We start from the raw sequence: 19246 nt of genomic DNA on the forward strand, positions 1-19246 counted from the left end.
CTTCGGTACCGATCCCCACCGCGGGACGCCCCACCACCGCCTTCGGTACGTTGGTTTGGTGATTGTTGTTTATGGGGCGGGGAGTATCGGGTGTTATGTCGGCGGGCGGCTGGCGGCGGCCGGGCTGCCCGTGACGTTTGTCGGGCGTGCGCGGGCGGCTGCCGAGGTGGCGGAGCATGGGTTGCGGCTGACCGACTACCTGGGGGCTGATCTTCGGGTCGCGGACGTCCGGTTCTCGACGACGCCGCAGGGGGCAGCCGGGGCGGAGTTGGTGCTGGTCACGGTGAAGTCGGCCGGTACCGAGCAGGCGGCCGCGGAGCTGGCGGGCGTCCTTCGGCCTGGAGCTGTTGTCGTAAGTTTCCAGAACGGGGTGCGGAACGCGGACGTACTGCGGGCCGGGCTTCCGGAGCAGATCGTGGTGCCGGGGATGGTTCCGTTCAATGTCGTGAGCCGGGGCGGCGGGGTGTTTCATCAGGGCACCGAGGGCGCGTTGGACGTGCAGCGGGACGCGGCGTTGGCGCCGTACGTCGACGCGTTCGAGCGGGCCGGGCTGCCCCTGACGCAGCACGAGGAGCTCCTGCCGGTTCAGTGGGCGAAACTGCTGCTGAACCTGAACAACCCTATCAACGCGCTCTCGAATCTGCCGTTGCGCGAGGAGCTTTCGCAACGGGCGTATCGGCGGTGTTTGGCGGCGGCGCAGAGCGAGACGCTGGGGTTGCTGGACGCAGCCGGGGTACGGCCGGCGCGGTTGCTGGCGTTACCGATGCAACGGTTGCCATCAGTTCTGCGGTTGCCGGACTTTGTCTTCCGCCGAGTGGCTGGAGCGATGCTTGCGATCGATCCGTTGGCGCGCACGTCGATGTGGGAGGACCTGGAAGCCGGGCGGCCGACGGAGATCGACTATCTGAACGGTGAGGTGGTTCGGCTGGCCGATTCGCTGGGGCGGTCGGCGCCGGTGAACGGGCGGCTGGTCGAGCTGATTCGCGCGGGTGAGGTGAGCCGGCGGTCATGGTCCGGGGCGGAGCTCCTGGCCGAGCTTCGTCTTGTCATGTGAGACCAATGATCTTGTAGGCGGGTGTTTGTGGCAGCTGTTGCCGTACACGATGATCTGCTGGAGTCAGACGTGCGCGGCGGGCGGTAGGTCGGCTGAGTCGGCGAGCGGCCAATCGTCCGGCGGTGCGGTGAGTTGAGCAAGTTGCTCCAGGCACCATGGCGACAGGTCGGTCAGGGCGCGTAGTTCAGCCCACTCGACCCAGCGGTAGTCGATCACCTCGGACGGCGCCGGCGTCGGGTCGCCGGTCCAGCGCACGCGGTACACCGGGCACATCTCGTTCTCGACGATCCCGTTCGGCATCTCCGCGCGGTACCGGAACTCGGGAAGCACCAGATCAGCCGACGCGACCGTGATCCCGAGCTCGTCGGACAGCCGGCGCCGGACCGCATGCTCCAACGGCTCGCCCGGCAGTGGATGCCCGCAGCAACTATTGGTCCAGACACCCGGCCAGGTCGGCTTGTCGAGGGCGCGCCGGGTCAGCAGCACCCGCCCGGCCGCGTCGACCACGTAGCTCGAGAACGCGAGATGCAGCGGCGTCGCGGCGTGGTGCACGGTCGCCTTCGGCTCGGTCCCGATCGCGTGCCCACGCTCGTCCAGCAGTACTACCCGTTCCTCGGTCACCCCCAGAGCCTATTCCGGTTCCGGCAAAAGCGTACGGACTGCTAACCTGGGGCCCGTGATCAAGCAGCGTGTGGCATATCGACCGGCTCTGGGAGGAGCCGGCGCTCGGTAGTACCCGCACCCGCTGCACCCAGAGCCTCGAGGCAGGAACCGTTCGGTTCCTGCCTTTTCCGTGTCCGGAGGCACTGGGCGATCGGTGGTGCCTCCTTCCCGAGAGGAGACCCATGAATTCCGTGATCGAGCGATTACGGCGTACCACCGACACCGTCGTCGGCGCGGACGACCTGCGCGAACGGCTGGCGAGCGGGCGGCAGCTGCGGATCAAGTACGGCGTCGACTGCACCGCGCCGGACCTGCACCTCGGCCACGCGGTCAACCTGTGGATGATGCGCCAGCTGCAGGACCTCGGGCACCGGGTCGTGTTCCTGCTGGGCGATCTCACCACTCGGGTCGGTGATCCGACGGGTCGGTCCGAGACCCGGCCGGTCCTCACCCCTGAGCAGATCGAGGCCAACGCGGCGTCGTTCCTGGAGCAGGTTTCGCTGGTGCTGCGCACCGACCCGGAGGTGTTCGAAGTACGCCGCAACTCGGAGTGGTACGACGCGATGTCCATCGCCGAACTCTTGGGGTTGTTCGCGCAGGTCACGCAGGCACAGCTGATGAGCCGCGACATGTTCCGGGAGCGCGTCGCGGCCGGGCGGGAGATCGCCGTGCACGAGCTGGTGTACCCGGTGCTGCAGGCGTACGACAGTTTCGCGATGCGGAGCGATCTGACGATTGTGGGGTCGGATCAGCTGTTCAACGAGCAGCTCGGACGGGTGTTCCAGCAGCGGCTGGGGGCGCCGCCGCAGGTCGTACTGACCACGACCATCACGCCGGGGATCGATGGCCGGGCCAAGCAGTCGAAGTCGTTGAACAACTACATCGGGCTGACCGACAGCCCGCGGGACAAGTTCGGCAAGTTGATGAGCATCCCGGACGAGCTGGTCGGGCCGTACGCCCACGTCTACACCGAACTCCCCCTCGCGGACGTAGCCGCCCTATCCGCCGCCACCTCGGGCGCTGACGGAGGTGGGAAGGGTGGCGGTCGCGCGGCCCGGGACGCCAAGCTTCGGCTGGCCGCGGCGGTCGTCACCCGCTACCACGGCGCCGGCGTGGCGAAAGCCGAACTCGACAACTTCCGCCACACCTTCACCGATCACGGCGAACCGGCCGACATCCCACACATCGCGTACGCGGCCGACCGCGCCACCATCCTCGACCTCCTCCAAGCAGCCCGCCCCACCGAGAGCAAATCCAGCCTCCGCAGACTCCTCCGCCAAGGCGCGGTAACCCTCAACGGCCAACGCCTCACCGACCCCACCACCCCCGTCTCCCTGACCACCCCGCTGACGCTCAAGTCCGGCCCCCGAACCTGGCATCGGATCACGTCGGTCAGGAGTTCAGGTTGAGGTTGAGTACGTCGAGGCCGACCAGGTAGCCGGTGGCGGAGGGGTTCTTGCCGGTCAGGGTGATGGTCAGTTGGTGGTCGCCGGCGGTGAGTTGGGAGGTGCCGAGGTCGACCTGCTGGGTGCCGACGCCGGCCGGCTGGTATCCGTCGAAGGTCACCGGCGCGGCGTTGTCGACCTGTACGTTAACGATGCCGTAATCCGCCGCCTTGGTGAGAACCGTCGACAGCTTGTACGAGCCGGTCGTCGGCACGGTGAACTTCAGGACCGTCTTGTCACCCGCTTTCGAGCCATGAATCCACGCCTGCGCGCCGCCGGACCAGCTCACGCCGCAGCAGTTGCCCTGCGCATCGACCGCGACCGTCGACGACACCGGAGGCAGCATGGATTCACCCTCGATCCGGAGCGTACTGCCGGTGGTCGCCTGCACCGCGGCCGACTTCGCCCCGGTGTGACCGGCCAAGTCCACAGCTGCGATCCGGTACGTCCACGCCTCGTGCAGGCCGAGGTTGCGATGCAGGAAACCAGGCAACGGTGTCGTGCCGAGCAGCTTCTCCACTCCGCCGGCCTTGGCGCCGTACACGTTGTAGTACGCGATCCCACTGTCGTCGCTGACATCGTTCCAGGTCACGTTGATCGCGTTGTCCGTACGCCCGGCCGCGCTGACGCCGGCGACCGCGCCGGGCGCCTTGTTGTCCTTGTACGGGATGCTCAGCGACTGCACCACATACGCCGAAGCCGTCCACGCCGTTGAGGCCGGACCGTTCGGCTTGAGCTCGATGTCCAGCCGGGTCTTGCCGAAGGTGATGGCCGAAGGCAACTGATAATTGTCGTCGAGCCAACGTTGATGAGTGTTGCCGAGCGGCTGCAGCCAGGTCCCGGCATCCTTGCCGTTGACAATCACTCGTACGCTCTGCCCCGCGACATTCTGATCACTCGTGCGCCGCAACGTGACGCCACGGTTGGCGGGATCGATCTTCACGCTGAACTTGACCGGCTGGGTGGTCGAACGGACCTGGTCGGTCAGCGTGATGTCGTCATGATCGCCTTCGTACACAGCGCTCAGCTCCGCCTGCGTGCCACCATCGGTGTACCCGTGCTGCCCGCGACTGGCCGCCGACCCGGTGTCGATCCGGTCGGTCTCGCGGGCGCCGAACTTCGCCGCCGTGTACAAGAACGCGGTCGAGCCGTAGATCGCCGGGTGGTCGTCCTGCTGACCGTGCTCGATCCCGAAGGTCAGCTGGTTCTCGTACGCGACCGAGTCGGTGATGTGCAGCCGCCACGCGCCGTCGCATTCGTTCGTGCAGAACCCGGCCCGTACCTCGTGCGCCGAGTTGCCGTGGAACGGTGTCGAGTAGGTGCCGGCGTTGAAGTACCAGCCGGACTCGTAGTAGTCCTCGGTGCCGGTGCCGTGAATCGCGGGCGTCCGCTCACCATCGGCGTACACGCGCTCGTCGCCTTCGAGGTAGCCACGGGTGTTGCCGTCGGCAAACAGTCCCTCCATCGTCTGGGAGACACCGACGAACTTGCCCCGGCCGGTCATGTCGGCGAAGTTCCAGTCGCTGCCCTGCGTGGTCTCGCCGCGCTTCGAGATCGCGGTGAAGTAGCCGGTCTTCCCGGTGGCCAGCTCGGCGGCGACGCGACCGTCCCGAGCTGCGGTCACCTCGGCTTGACCCTTCAACGCGTAGGCCGTGGGGTTCACCAACGTAACGGTGGCGCGGCCAACGTACGGCATCGGCCACCAGGAGGAGTACCAGCCGTCGGGGTCCATCGCGAAGAACAGCGAGTGCACCGGGTTCTCGCCGAGCCCGGAGCCGAAGAACTCGCCCAGCGGCGCGTCGACACGCAACTTGTCGTCGATCGTCACCTGGACCCGGACGCCGGACAACAACGTGTCGGACGGCTTGACTCGGGCGGCGTCCGCGTCGGTCGCGGCGTACGTCATCGCGTGCTCGCCGCTCCAGTTCTGCTTGCTGATCGTGTAGCCATGCGCCTGCTCGTCGGCGACATGGTTCGGTCCGACATCGAGTGTGTCGGTGCGCTTGAGCTGTCCGCCGACAGTCGAGTCGGCCCAGTACGCGAACTCGTTGAAGTCGAGATCCGACGAGACGAACTGGTTGGTCACCGTGATCTGCGACTTGCCGGCGGTCAACGCGGCCGGAAGCTCGACGGACTGGTCGTGCCACTGCGCGCCCTGCGCCTTCAGCGGCGCCCACTCGCCGGCCGGTGCGCCGTCGACGAGGATCTTCGCCCGCTGGTTGCCGATCCGCAGATCCATCCGGCGGGTCAGTGTCACGCCGGTGTTGGCCGGGTCGATCTTGACCTTGAACGAACTGCCTCCGACGAACGCGCGGCCGTCGTCGGCAATGCTCTTCAGATCCAGGCCGACGATGTCCGGCAGCTTCACCCGGAGCGCGCTGAGCTCACCCGGACCGGACACGTCGGCGAGCTTGACCTGCTTGCCCGGGGCAAGGTTCAGCGGCGTACTGGTGGTGCGCGCGTTCGGCTGTACGGGCTTGGGGTCCTTGGTGCCGGCCGCCTTCAGCAGGGCGAGCACGTCTTCGGCCTTGTCGGTCGGATCGAAGGTCTTGATGCCGTTCGCGTCCGGGAACTGACGGTAGTCGACGTGATAGAAGTACGGGTTCGTCTGCGTGGTGATCCGCATCGAAGAGCGGTACGGCATGGGTACGCGAATGTAGACGCCACCACTGGTCTGTACGCCGTTGGCCACCAGCGGGAAGCTGAACGGTGCACCGAGCTTGCCGTCGACGATGTCCTGCAGCGAACCGTGCAGGACCTGCTTGCCGTCCAGTTCGACCGTGATCGTGCCGGTCTTGCTGACGTTGCCCTCGTCCCGGGTGAACCAGATCGACGCGACCTCGCCGGGACCGGAGTCCTCCGCGATCACGCAGCCGGCGTCGGTGGTCCGCAGACAGGAGTAGGTGCCTTCGAAGCCGTCGTTGTTGGTGCCGTCGCGGCCGAAGCTGGAGAACTGCTTGGTACGTACACCGGTCTGGAGCTCGGGCAAGCGGTCCAGGTGCCGGTAGACGTCCCAGCCGACCGGACCGTTGGCGTTTCCGGCGCTTGGTGGGCTTGCGGATGCTGCGGTCGCACCGGTCAGCAGCAGGACCGAAGCGACGAGTAGAACGACGGCACGACGGAGCATGGGCGGCCTTTCTCCGTGACGGCGGGAAATCGATTTCTGAGATGTCTACCATCTCTCCAGGCCGGTTGAGAAGGGTTCACGCGGCCCTACTTCGCCCGCGTCCACAGGTCGGCCCGGGGCACCGGCCGGTTGCCAGGCGCGGGAGACTGGGCGCGCACACCTACTTTGAGATTGCAGGAGATGGCGATGAGCTCTGAGAAAGCCCAGATCGGTGTCACCGGCCTAGCGGTGATGGGCCGCAACCTGGCCCGGAACCTGGCGCGCAACGGGTTCAGTGTGGCCCTGCACAACCGCTCGCAGGCGCGCACCGACGCGCTGGTCGCGGAGTTCGGCTCGGAGGGCACCTTCGTCCCGTCGACGGACCTGGCCGGCTTCGTCGAGTCGCTGGAGCAGCCGCGCAAGGTGATCATCATGGTCAAGGCCGGCGCGCCGACCGACGCGGTCATCGACGAGCTGGTGCCGCTGCTCGACGAGGGTGACATCGTCGTCGACGCCGGCAACGCGCACTTCGCCGACACCCGGCGCCGCGAGGCCGCGCTGCGCGACAAGGGCCTGCACTTCGTCGGCTCCGGCGTCTCCGGTGGCGAAGAGGGCGCGCTGAACGGTCCGAGCATCATGCCCGGCGGCTCCCCCGAGTCGTACGCGGCACTGGAGCCGATGCTGACCAAGATCTCGGCGCACGTGAACGGTGAGCCGTGTTGCGTACACGTCGGGCCGGACGGCGCCGGGCACTTCGTGAAGATGCTGCACAACGGCATCGAGTACGCGGACATGCAGCTGATCGCGGAGGCGTACGACCTGCTGCGCCAGGTCCTCGGCCTGTCGCCGGCCGAGCTGGCGGACGTGTTCCGGGACTGGAACACCGGCGACCTGGAGTCGTTCCTGATCGAGATCACCGCCGAGGTGCTCAGCCAGACCGACCCGACCGCCGGCGGACCGTTCGTGGACATCGTGCTCGACCAGGCCGAGCAGAAGGGCACCGGGCGATGGACCGTACAGTCCGCGCTCGACCTGGGCATTCCGGTCAGCGGGATGGCCGAGGCGGTCTTCGCGCGGTCGCTCTCCGGCGACGTGGTCCGCCGGGAGGCCGCGGCCGGCGTACTGCCCGGACCGGCTTCGCCGAAGGCCGATGTCGACCGGGACGCGTTCATCGAGGACGTACGGCACGCGCTGTATTCGTCGAAGCTGGTCGCCTACGCGCAGGGGTTCGACGCGATCCGGGCGGCCAGCGAGGAGTACGGCTGGAACATCGACCTCGGCGCGATGGCCACGATCTGGCGCGGCGGCTGCATCATCCGGGCGCGCTTCCTGGACCGGATCAAGGAGGCGTACGACCGGAACGCCGACCTGCCGTCGCTGCTCGTCGACGACTACTTCCGGGACGCGGTCGCGAGTGGGCAGGAGGCGTGGCGCCGGGTGGTGGCGACGGCGGCGACCGTCGGCGTACCGGCTCCGGGCTTCTCGGCGGCGCTGTCGTACTACGACGGGCTGCGGGCGGAGCGGTTGCCGGCGGCGCTGATCCAGGGGCTGCGCGATCTGTTCGGGGCGCACACGTACAAGCGGGTGGACCGGGACGGAAGCTTCCACCTGGAGTGGTCGGGCGATCGGTCCGAGACGGCTCAGTAGTTCGATTGGCGCTCTAGTCGAACGTGTGTTCTAATAGTCGCACAGTGCCAGTACCTAAGGAGATCGCCGCAACGATGACTGTAGACACTCTGGCAGTAGACGCGCCGTCGGGCGACACCGACACTCCCGCCACTTCCGGCACCGGGTTCGCTTCGGAGTCAGCTACTCCGGCTGCGTCGGTTGCTTCGGAGGCTGCGAGCTCGGCTGCGACCTCGGCTCCGGCCGGCGAGGCTGCGCCTGCTCCGGTGGCCGAGAAGCCGAAGAAGGCGCCGGCCAAGAAGGCGGCCGCGAAGAAGGCGAAGACGATCGAGCTCACACTCACCGTCACTGGGACCGCCGACGGTGAGTGGCGCGCCGAGCTCAAGCAGGGCAGCACGTTCCTGGCCCGCGATCTCGCTGTCGCCGCGGCGGCCGTGTCCCGCGCGGCCAAGGAGCTGCACGAGGACCTGTCCACCCCGATCGACGAGGTGATCGAGGAGGCCCGCTCCCAGCAGGCCGCCAAGGTCGCCGCCCTGGAAGCCGAGCTCGAGGCGGCCCGCGCCGCCCTCGCCGAGCTCGACTGACCAGAGCTCGACTGACCAGAGCTCAACCGACAACAGCTCCACCGGCATCGGCTCGACTGGAGCCGACTGTCACCCGACGTCCCGTGGCCGGTCAACTTCCCTGATCGGCCACGGGAGCAAGTGCAGGGGCCCGTCCGCAACTGTGTGAGGTGGTTGCGGGCGGGCCCTGAGTGCTTACTTGTCCTCCGGCTTGCTACTCCGGCTCGGCTGTTACTCCGGCTGGGTTGTTACTCCGGCTGGGTTGTTACTCCGGCTGGGTTTTGAGGACTGTCCGGAGGTTGGCGTTGGGCTGGTGCTGCCAGGCGGTTTCGGCTTGTTCCAGCGGGTACGTCTCGATGATCGGGCGGATGTTCTTCAGCACGGCGAAGTTCAGCGTGTCCTCTGAATCCTGCGCGACCCCGGAGTACCAGCCGGACACCGACAACCGCCCATCGGTCAGCGCGTGCCCGGTGACCTCGATCGGGTCGCCGCCTTCCAGCACGATCAACTGACCGTTCGGCCGCAGCCCCTTCACCAGCTCCGACTGCAACTCCGCCCGGGACACCGTCGCGAGGACCACAGCCGCGCCGCCAAGCGCCTTCAACGCCGCACCCGCGTCGCCCTCCGTACTGTCGATGTACTCGTCGGCCCCGAGCTGCCGGGCGAGCTTCTCTTTCGCCCGCCCGCGATTGATCGCCACCGTCCGGAACCCGAGCTTGTCGGCGAACTGGATCGCGAGATGGCCGACCCCGCCGACGCCCTGCACGGCGACCGTGTCCCCCGGCCCGGCGTGCGCGTGCCGCAGCGCGTTGAACGCGGTGATCCCGCCACACATCAACGGCGCGGCTTCCTCGAACGACAAACCGACCGGTATCCGTGCGACCGCATCCTGCGGAGCCACCACGTACTCGGCATACCCACCGTCGTACGAAGTGCCGACGATCTTCCGGTTCACGCAGTTCGTGAAGTCACCGCGCCGGCAGAACTCGCAGGTGAAATCCACCCCACCGGACCAGCCCACCCCGACCCGCTGCCCGGCCTCCCAGATCGTGACGCCATCGCCGACCGCGTCCACGACCCCGGCGATCTCATGCCCGGGGATCCGCGGCAGCACCGTACCGAACAGCGCGTTCCGCGGGATCGCGTCGCCGCCGCAGATCCCGCACGCGTGCACCCGGACCCGTACCTGCCCTGGGCCCGGCTCCGGAATCGGCACGTCCGTGACCACGAACGGACCACCCGCCTGCTGAACCTGAGCCGCCCGCATGGTTCCACTCATCCTTGCTCTCCCTCAGCCTGTCCGCTCGTCTCCCCCAGACTCTGCCTGTACTCGCCGAAGTGGAAACAGAAACGCGCCAGCGAGGGTTCAAGCAGTCGTTGTAGGCGATGGAGCAGTCAGCAGACAGGCCCGCCGTACGCTCTTGCCTGGGGCAACCAGCTGACGGCTACTGCTTGTCCGCGGTGACCGCCGGCTGGTGGACGCCGCTCGGGGCCGGCTCGGGTGCGTGACCGGCCGAGCTCAGCGCGCTGGTGACCGTGATGGTGAGCAGGGTGGTCGTGGCGAGCGCGGCGACGAGGGTCCAGCGGGCTGCGGTGTTGCTCATGCCCCAATCGTCGCGCCACCGGCCGCCGCTGGGAACGGTTTCGCGCCGGAATCAGGGCGTACTCCGGGGTCCGCTCCGGTGGAGTCCTGACCCGGTGAACCCGGAATGAACGGGATGTGACCGAGACGGCACGCCGCAGGTCTGGGCGGGCGTGCTGGGTTGGCCTTACCGTGGGTGCCCTGGGCCGGTCCGAGGGCCCTGACCGCTCCGCGTCGAGAAGGGGTCAGATGAGCACTTTCCAGGACTTGGGTTCGCTGCTGATGGTGCGCGGCGCCGACGAGCTCGATCACGCGGGCGGCAGCCTGTACGTGCATCTGCACCGGGTCGCGAAACGGCTGGGTTCGCTGGGTGCGTCGGACACGCTGATCGAGGCGGGACTGGCGCACGCGGCGTACGGGACGGACGGGTTCCCGGCGCACTTGTTCGACTGGCGAACCGAGCGCCCGGTGCTGGAGTCGGTGATCGGAACCGAAGCCGAGCTGATCGTCTACCGGTACGGCGCCTGCGACCGGGAAACCACCTGGCGCGACCTCGCCGAGCACCGCACCGTCACCGATCGCTTCACCGGCACCTCGGAGGAGCTCGGCAGCGAGGACCTCCGCGACTTCGTCGACCTCAGCATCGTCAACGAACTCGATGTCCTAGATCACGACGCGGACCTGGCCGACGACCTCCGGGCGTTCCTTCGCGACCAGGTCCCGCGCTGGCAGTCGCTCGCCTCCCCCGCCGTCCTCACCGAGGCCCACCGGATCCTGCAGTTGTAACGGTTGGTCACACTTGGGGGCGTGAAACGGTTCTTGCGGCGGGCGCTGGTGGGGATCCTGGCGCTGTGGCTGGTCGTCACGCTTGCGTCGTTCGGCTACAACCTGGCCACCGACGGGGACGCCGCGCCGCCGGCCGGGCTGAAGTTCGTCGAGGCCGGCGGGATCAACACCCGGTATGAAAGCTGGGGTACGACCGGTACGCCCGTCGTCCTTGTCCACGGCGCGGCGGAATCCGTCGACACCTGGTCCCGGCTGGTGCCGCTGCTCGCGACGAACCACCGCGTGTACGCGTACGACATCACCGGCTACGGGTACTCCGAGCGGAAGGCGCCGTACACGATCGAGGAACTCGCCGGGCAGCTGCTCGGGTTCCTGGACGCGATGCATCTCGGCGGAGCGGGGCAGCCGAAGCCGATCCTGGTCGGGCATTCGCTCGGCGCCGGGGTCGCGGCCGAGGCGACGCTGGAGGCGCCGAGCCGGATGGGCGGGATCATGTTCCTGGACGGCGACGGGCTGCCGCTGCCTGGCGGGAACTCCGGACCGCCGCGGTGGTTGATCATCCCGCCGTACCGGACGTCGCTGTTCCGGCTGGTGCTTGATCAGGGGTGGCTGCTGAAGAAGATCTACAACAGCGTGTGCATGCCGGGTTGTCCGCCGATGAACGTGGACGAGTGGACCCGCCCGTTCCGTCAGCCCGGAGCCGAGAAGGCACTCTGGGAGATGACCGCCAACGGTATCCCCGCCGTCGCGCCTGACCGGCTTGCCAAGTTGCGTGATCTGCCGCTGCCCAAGTCGGTCGTCTTCGGCGCCCTGGACACCAACGGCGGAAACCCCACCGAAACCGCCACCCGAATCGGTGCCCCCTCCCCGACCATCATCCCCGACGCCAACCACCTGACCCCCATCTCCAGCCCCACCCAAGTAGCCGCAGCCATCAACACCCTCCCCTAGCGCTACACGCTGGCTGGGCAGCAGGTGGCTGGAAATCTGGTTGGGGTGTCCCCTATGGGTTCCGTCAAGCGAATGCCGACCCGGGCGTACGGTGCCCCAAACCGGTTTGGGGTGGTTGTGTAGGTGGAGTGGGGAAGGTTGTACACCTGGAATGGGCCGTGACACGCCCCAAACCGGTTTGGGGGAATGGAGCGACGGATCATCGCAGCCAACAACAGCCTCTGCCGGCGCAACAGGCTGGTCGGGTGGCAGGTGGGTGGAAAAACGGTGGGGGCGACGGATGATCGCAGCCAGCAACCGCCTCTGACAGCGCTACATGCTGGTAGGTAGCAAGTGGGTGGAAAAACGGTCAGGGGCGACGGATGATCGCAGCCAATAACCGCCTCTGACGGCGCTACAGGCTGGATAGGTGGCTGGAAAAGTGGTGGGGGGCGACGGATGATCGGGGTATGGCTCGTTATGAAGTGGTTGCGCGTGCGATGACCGGTCGGCGGATGGCCGACTCCGACTACCTTGAGCTTGCCCTGAAGTCCTGGTCGCTGGACAAGGGGATGCGGTTCCAGCGGGTCGAGGATCTGCCCGACGGGTCGATCGCGATCGTGCTGCAGCAGAAGCTGTCGCCGCGGAAGCACGACGCGGCCTGCGCGATGGCGAACCGGAGCCTGGCTCAGCTCGGCATCCCGGCCGGCCAGGTGCAGCAGATCGACCTGCACCGGATGACCCGCAAAGGCGGCCGCGCGCTGGTCCGCTCCTGGCGCGGCCCCGGCAACCCACCCGGCACCGCGGGCGACCGCGAACCCCGCCACCCCAAGCCCAACCCACCCCACCTGAACATCTCCCTGGACCTCCCGACCGAATAACAGCCGTCCTGCCCGATCTGTGCACATCCGGTGCGGACCGCGGACACTTCACCAGCTGTCCACGGTCCCTGCAGGATGTACGAGGTCCGCGGAGGTCGCGAGCGGATCGCCTACGGGGTGAAGACCTCGAAGCGGGTGCCGTACTTCGTGCCCAGCTGGGTGCCGGCCGGGCGGGAGGTGCCTTCGAGGAATTCTTCGGGGTCGAAGTCCGGCCAGCCCAGGCCGTCGATGTACGCCTGGTGGGCCTTGAGGGACTGCACGCCTAGGTCGAAGGTGTCAGTGGTGTCGACGCCGTGCCGGGCGGCGGGTGAGCCGGACGCCCACACCTGGCGTACGCCGTCCCACTTGTCGCCCGCGTCGGGGAAGATCCAGCGGTTGGCGGCGTCGCGGACCGCGTCCAAGGTGGCGCGACCGGTGTTGATGTGGTCGGCCTGGTTGAGGAGGACATCGCCGTCCCAGGTGTCGCGGAAGTTGTTCGTGATGACGATCTCCGGGCGGTGCCGGCGGATCGCGGCGGTGATGACGCGGCGGAGCGCCACGCCGTACTCGATGGTGCCGTCCGGCTGGCCGAGGAACTCCACGGTTGACACACCGACGATCCGGGACGACTCGATCTGCTCGGCCTCCCTCAGCGGCCCGCATTCGGCTGGGTCGACGCCGTCGATCCCGGCTTCACCTGACGTCAGCAGGCAGTACGTGATCTGCTTGCCCTGCCCGGTCCAGCGCGCGATCGCGGCCGCGGCGCCGAACTCCAGGTCGTCCGGGTGCGCGACCACAGCCAGCGCCTGCTGCCAGTCCTCGACGACTGGCTCGAGCGGTTCCAGAGCATTCATGTCCGCAGGCTAAGCCCGCGGACAGCCACTGCACCAGGACACCTGCGCCGCGGCCGCCAGCCGAAGAGCACCGCAGGCTCAGCCGAACACCTGGCGCGTGTAGGCGTTCTCGAAGACTCGTTGTGGATCCAGCCGGTCGCGGACGGCGACGAAGTCGTCGAAGTGCGGGTAGCGGGTGCGCAGCTCCGACGCGGTGAGAGTGTGCAGCTTCCCCCAATGCGGCCGGCCGTCATAGTCGGCAACGATCCGCTCAAAAGCCTGGAAGTACGGGTCGTGCGGCAGCCGGTGGTACTGATGGATCGCCACGTACGCCGTCTCGCGCCCATGCGCCGTCGACAGCCAAATGTCGTCCCGCGCCGCCACCCGGACCTCGATCGGGAACGGGATCCGCGCCCCCGACGTATCGATCCAGTCCCGCAACCGCCGGATCACCTCGACCACGTGCTCGCGCGGCACCGCGTACTCAGACTCGCGGAAGACCACGTTGCGCTCAGTACAGAACACCTTGTACGACGCATCGATGTACTCCCGGGCCGACAGTGCGCGCGACGCGATCCGGTTGATCCGCGGCACCATCCCGGGCCGCCGGACCGCGAGCCGATTGGTCAGCTCGAAGACCTTGTTCGACAGCAACTCGTCGTCGACCCAGCCGCGAACCCGCCCCACCGGCGCCGCGTCGACACCTGCGCCGACCCGGTTGTTCCGCTTCGTCAGCGCCAGCTCGGTGTGCGGGAACCAGTAGAACTCGAAGTGATCGTTGCCGTCGGCAAGCTCATCGAAGCCGTCCAGTACCTCCGGCAGCGGCAGCGGCATCTCCTGCGCGCGGAGCAGGAAGGCCGGTACGCACTGCAGGGTCAGCGAGCTGATCACGCCGAGCGCACCGACCGAGATCCGCGCAGCGGCGAAGACGTCCGGGTTCTCCTCGACTGAGCAGTGCAGCACCGAGCCGTCCGCGGTGACCAGGTCGAGCCCGGCGACCTGGGTGGCGAGGCCGCCGAGCCGCGCGCCGGTGCCGTGCGTGCCGGTCGAGATCGCACCGGAGATGGTCTGCTTGTCGATGTCGCCGAGGTTCGCCATCGCCAGGTCGAACGCGGCCAGGCCGGTGTTGAGCTTCCGCAGGCCGGTGCCCGCGCCGACCGTGACCCGGCCGCTCTGCTGGTCGGCGTGCGTGATCGACGACAGCCGGTCGAGCCGGATCATCACCTCTTGCGGCACCGAGCAGCCGGTGAACGAGTGCCCGGCGCCGACCGCCTTGAGCTTCTTCCCCTGCTCGGCCGTGGATTTGACCAGGGCGGCCAACTCGTCCGTCGAGCCTGGGCGCAAGGTCTCGAGGCCGGTCGCCGATTCGGTGCCGGACCAGTTCTGCCAGCTGCTCATCCGAAGTTCTTCCCTTCACCGCGGTAGGTGACCAGCTCGGTCACCTGCTCGCCGTCGACCGCGTGGACGACGTCGAACCGCTCAAGCATCTCCCCTGCTTTGGCGTAGCGCATCCACACTCTGTCTCCAAGATGGAGCCGTTCGGACGATTGTCCTTGCACCGGAGTCTGCACCTCGCCGGCCCCTTCCGCGCCGACCAGCTTCAGTCCCGCTGGCCAGGCAGGCGATGGCAGCCGGGACTTCTTCGCCGGGCCGGACGCCACGTACCCGCCGCTGAAGAGCGTGGCGATCCGCGGCGCGGGCCGGCGGACGACGTCCAGCGCGTACGCCATCGCCGGTTCCGGCCGGAAAATGTCGTACTTGTCGAACAACGTCGGCCCGTACAGGCCGGAACCGGCGGTGACCTCGGTGACGACCGGATCCGCACTGCTGACCTCGAGGCTGCCCGTACCACCGCTGTTCACGATCCGCAGCGGGCCGATCTGCTTCACCGCATCCACGACCGCGCCGCGGCGGTCCGCGAGCTCGGCAGCCGAGCGGCGCTTCACCCATCGGATCGCCGGCGAGGTGTCCGGCAGCCCGGCGATCTGCGCCTCGTAGAACATCACTCCGGCCAGCTCGAACGCGTCGTCGGCGGCCACCGTACGCGCCAGTGCCGCGACCTCGGCCGGGGTACGCAGCGGCGAGCGGCGGACGCCGAGGTGCTGGCCGAAGACCCGCAGCGACGCGTCGACGTCGAGGCAGACCTGAATCCGGGCGTCACCGGCCGCGGACGCCTTGATGAAGTCGAGGTGCTCCGGGGAGTCGATCATCAGCGTGATCCGGGCGGCCGCTTCCAGGTCCGCGGAGAGCTCGCGCAGCGCCGTCCGGTGCGTGGTCGGGTAGCCGAGCAGGATGTCGTCGACGCCGTTTCGGGCCAGCCAGAGGGCCTCAGGGAGCGCGTAGCTCATCACCCCGCGGAACCCCGGCAGCTCCAGCGCGGCGTCGATGAGGGGCCGGCAGCGGACCGACTTGGACGCGATCCGGATCGGTGTCCCCGCGGCGCGCCGGACCAGGTCGGCGGCATTCCGCCGGAACGCGGCCAGATCGATGACCGCGTACGGCGCGTCCAGCCCCGCGGTCAGGCGGGCATACCGATCAAAGTCACCCATGATCGGAGTGTAAGTCACAAAATACTGAAAGGTAATACAACTTTTCGCTCAGTTTGGGGGCTATTCGATGACAGCCTCCAGCGCCGGTACGAGGGCGCGCGCCCAGTCGGCCTGCTGATCCGGTTCAGCCGAGGTGGTGGCGAGCAGGGAGACCGTGGACCCGTGCAGTACGGCCAGGTCGACGTACGACTCCGCTCCCGCGTACGCCCGCACCGCCGCGGAAGCGGACTGGTCTGTCCACAGCTGTCTGACACTCAAATCGCCACCGGAGCCACACGCCTGCATGCGCTGCTCGTAGCCCTTGTAGTACGCAGCGGCCTGGTCAGAGTTGCTGAAACGAAGCAAGAGCGCCGTAGCCGGTAGAGCCGTGGCAGTGCGATAACTGCCAGTCAGCACGTACGTGGGAACTGGCAGCGCGCCGCTAGCCGGACTGCCCGCGCAACCGGACGGTAGTGCCTCGTACGACGCCTGATGCGGATCGCGGCGTCGGGTCCAACTGTTGTTGCCGACGAAACCGGCCTCTGCACCGCCTGGGTCGGTGTAGGTCTTCCAACCGGGTCCGAGCTTGTCAGGCGCCGGCAGGTTGCGTTCGGTGAGCGGTCCGGCGTTGGGGGGTGGCGGAGCGGTCGCCTGCTCGGGTACCTGTGGTGGGACGGCCGCATCTGTTGGTTTGGTCGTACTCAACGTGTTGGTCGGCACCGGAACTGTCCCACCGACCGTGCTGGGTACAGGAGTGGGTTGAGCTACCGGCTTCGCGCTGCAGCCAGCCAGGACCACCGCCAGTACACCAGCAACCGCTACGCCTCTCACTTCGGCTCGAAGTGCTGGTAGTCCGGCTTGGCCCAGCGGGCGCCCCAGAAGTAGCCCTGCCCGGCCAGTGCCTTGGTAGTGGCGCTGTTCGCGAACAGCATCCCCGGTCGTACGACTGAGCGGTTGCGGTACGCCAGCCCGTTCGACGGGTACCAGACTCCGTTCGCCGCCAGGTACGGGTTCTCCACGGTGTTGACATCGATCGCCCACCCGTACGAGTGCGGCGACAGCGAGTACGGATCGCCCGTGACCCGGCGGCAGTTGAACGCGGAGGTGTTGTCGGCTGCCATCGCTTTCACGTCACTGCCGCCGAACACGTCCACTCGCCGCATCTGCCGCACCGGGAACTTCGCCGCGAGACTGGAAGTCCAGACCGTGATCATCTTCGACACCGCGGCATCACGCAGGATCAGCTCGCCGCGATGCACCCGGCCGTCGAAACCCCAGTAGTTCAGCTGCAACAGCCGCAACGACGACGGTGCGACCGGACAGCCGGCTCGGTACGTGTACTTGACCATCGCGGCGGACACCGCGTACACCTTTGGATTCAGCGCTGCCTTGATCACGATGCTCGCCAGCCCGGAGTACTCCATAGCGGCCTGGCTGACGTTCCGAGTCACCACGCGTACGGTCCGCGTGGACGGCAGGTCGTCCGGTACGCGGAACCGGAAGTTGCCCTTGGCATCCACTGTGGTGACGCCGAGCAGCTGCCACTTGCCACTGCCGAGGTAGGACTGCAGTGCGAGCTCCTGGCGCGGTTCGGCCGGCACCATCCGGCCGGTCACGGAGACGCCGGTAAGTGTCGCGTACCAGGCCGCTGGCGGGTTCAGCACGATCTTCCGGTCCTGGATCGGCACTGTTCGGTACGGGGAGATCGCCAGCGCTGTCTCGGCTTTGACACCGATCATCGTGCGGAACGACCAGGTACCAGCCGTCGCGGACACGTAGTTGAACCGGTACGCGCCACCAGCAGCAGTACGCGTCGAGGCGCGCAGTACCCAGGCACCTGGTACGCGCTGCCACAGGGTGATGTACGAGCCCGTTACCGGCTTACTGAGCTTCCCGGCGAAGACAGTCGGCTTGTCCTCCCAAGAGGCCGCCGGCTGGTCCAAGCTGATCGACCACTCCGGCGCCGGCGTACTAACAACCGGCGTACTGACAGCCGGCGTACTGACTGCCGGCGTCGGAGTTGGTGTAGGCGTTGGTGTAGGAGTAGTGAGCAGCACCGCAACAGCCATGACGAAGCGCCTCATCCGCTTCTCCCTCCCTTGGACGTCAACTACCTCCTATAAGAGGCAGTGACACCAGGAAGAAGTCACAGCTACTACTGCTCCAGTCGTTTGACCGCTGCGTCGATCCGCTCGTCAGTACCAGTCAGGGCGACGCGTACGTGTCGCTCGCCCGCCCTTCCGTAGAACGCTCCAGGCGCAACCAGGATGCCCAAGTCGGCCAGTGCACCCACTGAGCCGTACGCGTCGTACGACGGGTGCGACGCCCACAAGTACAACCCACCGTTCGACAGCGTGATCTCCCAGCCCGCACTGGTCAGTGCGTCCCGCAGCACCGCCCGGCGCCGCAGGTACCGGCCACGCTGCTCCTCGACATGCACGTCGTCCGCGAACGCAGCAGCCATTGCGGCCTGGATCGGCGACGGCACCATCAGCCCGGCGTGCTTCCGGACAGCGAGCAGCTCAGCCACCACCGTGGGGTCACCAGCAACGAAGCCACCGCGGTACCCGGCCAGGTTGGACCGCTTGGACAGTGAGTGCACCGCCAGCAGGTTGTCGAAGCTGCCACCGGACACGTCCGGATGCAGGACCGACACCGGCTTCTCGTCCCAGCCGAACTCGGTGTAACACTCGTCGCTGACCAGTAGTACGTCATTTGCCCGGGCCCATTCGACCGCACGGCGCAGGTCCGCGGCCGGGGTGATCTCACCGGACGGGTTGCGCGGGGAGTTCAGGTACGCGACGCGCACCGCACCCTCGTACGCCGATGGGTCCCCGACCGGAACGCTGGTCGCCCGAGCAAGCGCAGCACCCGCCTCGTACGTCGGGTAGGCCAGGTCCGGGATCAGCACCGTGTCACCGGAACCGATGCCCAGCAGCGTCGGCAGCATCATGATCAGCTCTTTGGTACCGATCACCGGCAGGATGCCGCTCTGCGGGTCCACTCCAGTCACGCCGAGACGCCGGTCCATCCAGTCCACCGCGGCCTGGCGCGCCGACGCCGTACCGAGGGTGGTCGGGTACGCCGGAGCGTCCGCGGCCTCGGCCAGCGCCTTCTTGACCAGCTCCGGCACCGGGTCGACCGGACTGCCGACCGAGAGGTCGACAATGCCGTCCGGGTGCCCGGCCGCCTTCTGCTTGTAAGGGGCGAGCTTGTCCCACGGGAAGTCTGGCAGCCGGCTGGAGGTCTCGAAGATCACCCGGTCATTCT

Annotated in this window: 17 protein-coding genes; 7 read left to right on the top strand and 10 right to left on the bottom strand. The window is 67.7% G+C overall.

The window, feature by feature from the left end:
* The first annotated feature begins 58 nt into the window (after positions 1-58).
* Positions 59-1054, top strand: coding sequence for a 2-dehydropantoate 2-reductase (locus tag ABD260_RS26565; RefSeq protein ID WP_344237543.1), 996 nt, complete (start codon positions 59-61; stop codon positions 1052-1054).
* A gap of 63 nt (positions 1055-1117) precedes the next feature.
* Here ABD260_RS26565 and idi read toward each other — a convergent pair whose 3' ends face one another.
* Positions 1118-1675 carry an isopentenyl-diphosphate Delta-isomerase gene (idi, locus tag ABD260_RS26570; protein ID WP_344237545.1) on the bottom strand — a complete coding sequence of 186 codons (558 nt, stop codon included), beginning with the start codon at positions 1673-1675 and terminating at the stop codon, positions 1118-1120.
* A 224-nt stretch (positions 1676-1899) separates the two neighbouring features.
* On the opposite strand from idi, the gene tyrS reads away from it, so the two are divergent.
* Positions 1900-3126, top strand: a complete 1227-nt coding sequence (gene tyrS, locus ABD260_RS26575; RefSeq protein ID WP_344237547.1) for a tyrosine--tRNA ligase — start codon at positions 1900-1902, stop codon at positions 3124-3126.
* Here tyrS and ABD260_RS26580 read toward each other — a convergent pair.
* Positions 3110-6289, bottom strand: a complete 3180-nt coding sequence (locus ABD260_RS26580) for a DUF2961 domain-containing protein (protein WP_344237549.1) — start codon at positions 6287-6289, stop codon at positions 3110-3112. The two genes, tyrS and ABD260_RS26580, sit on opposite strands and share 17 nt — an antisense overlap.
* A gap of 186 nt (positions 6290-6475) precedes the next feature.
* Here ABD260_RS26580 and gndA point away from each other — a divergent pair, with 186 nt between their 5' ends.
* Positions 6476-7915: an NADP-dependent phosphogluconate dehydrogenase gene (gene gndA / locus ABD260_RS26585; protein WP_344237551.1), complete on the top strand. Its 1440-nt coding sequence runs from the start codon at positions 6476-6478 to the stop codon at positions 7913-7915.
* A 74-nt stretch (positions 7916-7989) separates the two neighbouring features.
* Entirely contained in the window at positions 7990-8478 is a 489-nt protein-coding gene (locus ABD260_RS26590) for a DUF6319 family protein (protein WP_344237553.1), read from the top strand.
* 244 nt (positions 8479-8722) lie between these two features.
* Here the strand turns inward: ABD260_RS26590 and ABD260_RS26595 are convergent, their stop codons facing one another.
* Positions 8723-9736 (bottom strand): alcohol dehydrogenase catalytic domain-containing protein, encoded by a 1014-nt coding sequence (locus ABD260_RS26595; RefSeq protein WP_344237555.1) that lies wholly within the window; start codon positions 9734-9736, stop codon positions 8723-8725.
* Between the two features lie 166 nt (positions 9737-9902).
* The gene (locus ABD260_RS26600; RefSeq protein WP_344237557.1) at positions 9903-10061 is read right to left on the bottom strand and encodes a hypothetical protein; all 159 of its coding nucleotides are present in this window, start codon (positions 10059-10061) and stop codon (positions 9903-9905) included.
* Positions 10062-10288: 227 nt separating this feature from the next.
* Between ABD260_RS26600 and ABD260_RS26605 the strand changes: the two genes are divergently transcribed.
* From ABD260_RS26605 to ABD260_RS26615, 3 genes are all read left to right on the top strand, one after another.
* Entirely contained in the window at positions 10289-10825 is a 537-nt protein-coding gene (locus ABD260_RS26605; RefSeq protein ID WP_344237559.1) for a DUF6817 domain-containing protein, read from the top strand.
* 21 nt (positions 10826-10846) lie between these two features.
* Entirely contained in the window at positions 10847-11776 is a 930-nt protein-coding gene (locus ABD260_RS26610) for an alpha/beta fold hydrolase (protein WP_344237561.1), read from the top strand.
* Positions 11777-12225: 449 nt separating this feature from the next.
* Positions 12226-12636: a hypothetical protein gene (locus ABD260_RS26615; protein ID WP_344237563.1), complete on the top strand. Its 411-nt coding sequence runs from the start codon at positions 12226-12228 to the stop codon at positions 12634-12636.
* Positions 12637-12746: 110 nt separating this feature from the next.
* On the opposite strand, the gene ABD260_RS26620 is transcribed toward ABD260_RS26615, so the two are convergent.
* The 6 genes from ABD260_RS26620 to dapC all read right to left on the bottom strand — a co-directional run bounded on the left by ABD260_RS26620 (position 12747) and on the right by dapC (position 19232).
* Positions 12747-13469, bottom strand: a complete 723-nt coding sequence (locus ABD260_RS26620) for a PIG-L deacetylase family protein (RefSeq protein ID WP_344237565.1) — start codon at positions 13467-13469, stop codon at positions 12747-12749.
* A 78-nt stretch (positions 13470-13547) separates the two neighbouring features.
* Entirely contained in the window at positions 13548-14846 is a 1299-nt protein-coding gene (locus ABD260_RS26625) for a D-arabinono-1,4-lactone oxidase (RefSeq protein ID WP_344237567.1), read from the bottom strand.
* Positions 14843-15997: an amino acid deaminase/aldolase gene (locus ABD260_RS26630; protein ID WP_344237569.1), complete on the bottom strand. Its 1155-nt coding sequence runs from the start codon at positions 15995-15997 to the stop codon at positions 14843-14845. Before ABD260_RS26630 ends, ABD260_RS26625 begins: the two co-directional genes overlap by 4 nt.
* Before the next feature lie 60 nt (positions 15998-16057).
* Positions 16058-16696, bottom strand: a complete 639-nt coding sequence (locus tag ABD260_RS26635) for a hypothetical protein (RefSeq protein ID WP_344237571.1) — start codon at positions 16694-16696, stop codon at positions 16058-16060.
* A gap of 107 nt (positions 16697-16803) precedes the next feature.
* Complete coding sequence (locus ABD260_RS26640) at positions 16804-18060, bottom strand: M15 family metallopeptidase (protein ID WP_344237573.1); 1257 nt, start codon at positions 18058-18060, stop codon at positions 16804-16806.
* A gap of 71 nt (positions 18061-18131) precedes the next feature.
* Positions 18132-19232: a succinyldiaminopimelate transaminase gene (dapC, locus tag ABD260_RS26645; RefSeq protein WP_344237790.1), complete on the bottom strand. Its 1101-nt coding sequence runs from the start codon at positions 19230-19232 to the stop codon at positions 18132-18134.
* Positions 19233-19246 lie beyond the last annotated feature (14 nt).

Origin of the sequence: Kribbella hippodromi, from assembly GCF_039531045.1 — a bacterium.
Classification (GTDB): Bacteria; Actinomycetota; Actinomycetes; order Propionibacteriales; family Kribbellaceae; genus Kribbella; species Kribbella hippodromi.

What these genes read in the sequence shown, in the direction of transcription:
- ABD260_RS26580 (WP_344237549.1), bottom strand. Translation starts at nt 6,289, where the DNA reads ATGCTCCGTCGTGCCGTCGTTCTACTCGTCGCTTCGGTCCTGCTGCTG.
- ABD260_RS26590 (WP_344237553.1), top strand. Translation starts at nt 7,990, where the DNA reads ATGACTGTAGACACTCTGGCAGTAGACGCGCCGTCGGGCGACACCGAC.
- ABD260_RS26630 (WP_344237569.1), bottom strand. Translation starts at nt 15,997, where the DNA reads ATGGGTGACTTTGATCGGTATGCCCGCCTGACCGCGGGGCTGGACGCG.
- ABD260_RS26620 (WP_344237565.1), bottom strand. Translation starts at nt 13,469, where the DNA reads ATGAATGCTCTGGAACCGCTCGAGCCAGTCGTCGAGGACTGGCAGCAG.
- ABD260_RS26605 (WP_344237559.1), top strand. Translation starts at nt 10,289, where the DNA reads ATGAGCACTTTCCAGGACTTGGGTTCGCTGCTGATGGTGCGCGGCGCC.
- ABD260_RS26595 (WP_344237555.1), bottom strand. Translation starts at nt 9,736, where the DNA reads ATGAGTGGAACCATGCGGGCGGCTCAGGTTCAGCAGGCGGGTGGTCCG.
- ABD260_RS26625 (WP_344237567.1), bottom strand. Translation starts at nt 14,846, where the DNA reads ATGAGCAGCTGGCAGAACTGGTCCGGCACCGAATCGGCGACCGGCCTC.
- tyrS (WP_344237547.1), top strand. Translation starts at nt 1,900, where the DNA reads ATGAATTCCGTGATCGAGCGATTACGGCGTACCACCGACACCGTCGTC.
- ABD260_RS26615 (WP_344237563.1), top strand. Translation starts at nt 12,226, where the DNA reads ATGGCTCGTTATGAAGTGGTTGCGCGTGCGATGACCGGTCGGCGGATG.
- ABD260_RS26600 (WP_344237557.1), bottom strand. Translation starts at nt 10,061, where the DNA reads ATGAGCAACACCGCAGCCCGCTGGACCCTCGTCGCCGCGCTCGCCACG.
- ABD260_RS26640 (WP_344237573.1), bottom strand. Translation starts at nt 18,060, where the DNA reads ATGAGGCGCTTCGTCATGGCTGTTGCGGTGCTGCTCACTACTCCTACA.
- gndA (WP_344237551.1), top strand. Translation starts at nt 6,476, where the DNA reads ATGAGCTCTGAGAAAGCCCAGATCGGTGTCACCGGCCTAGCGGTGATG.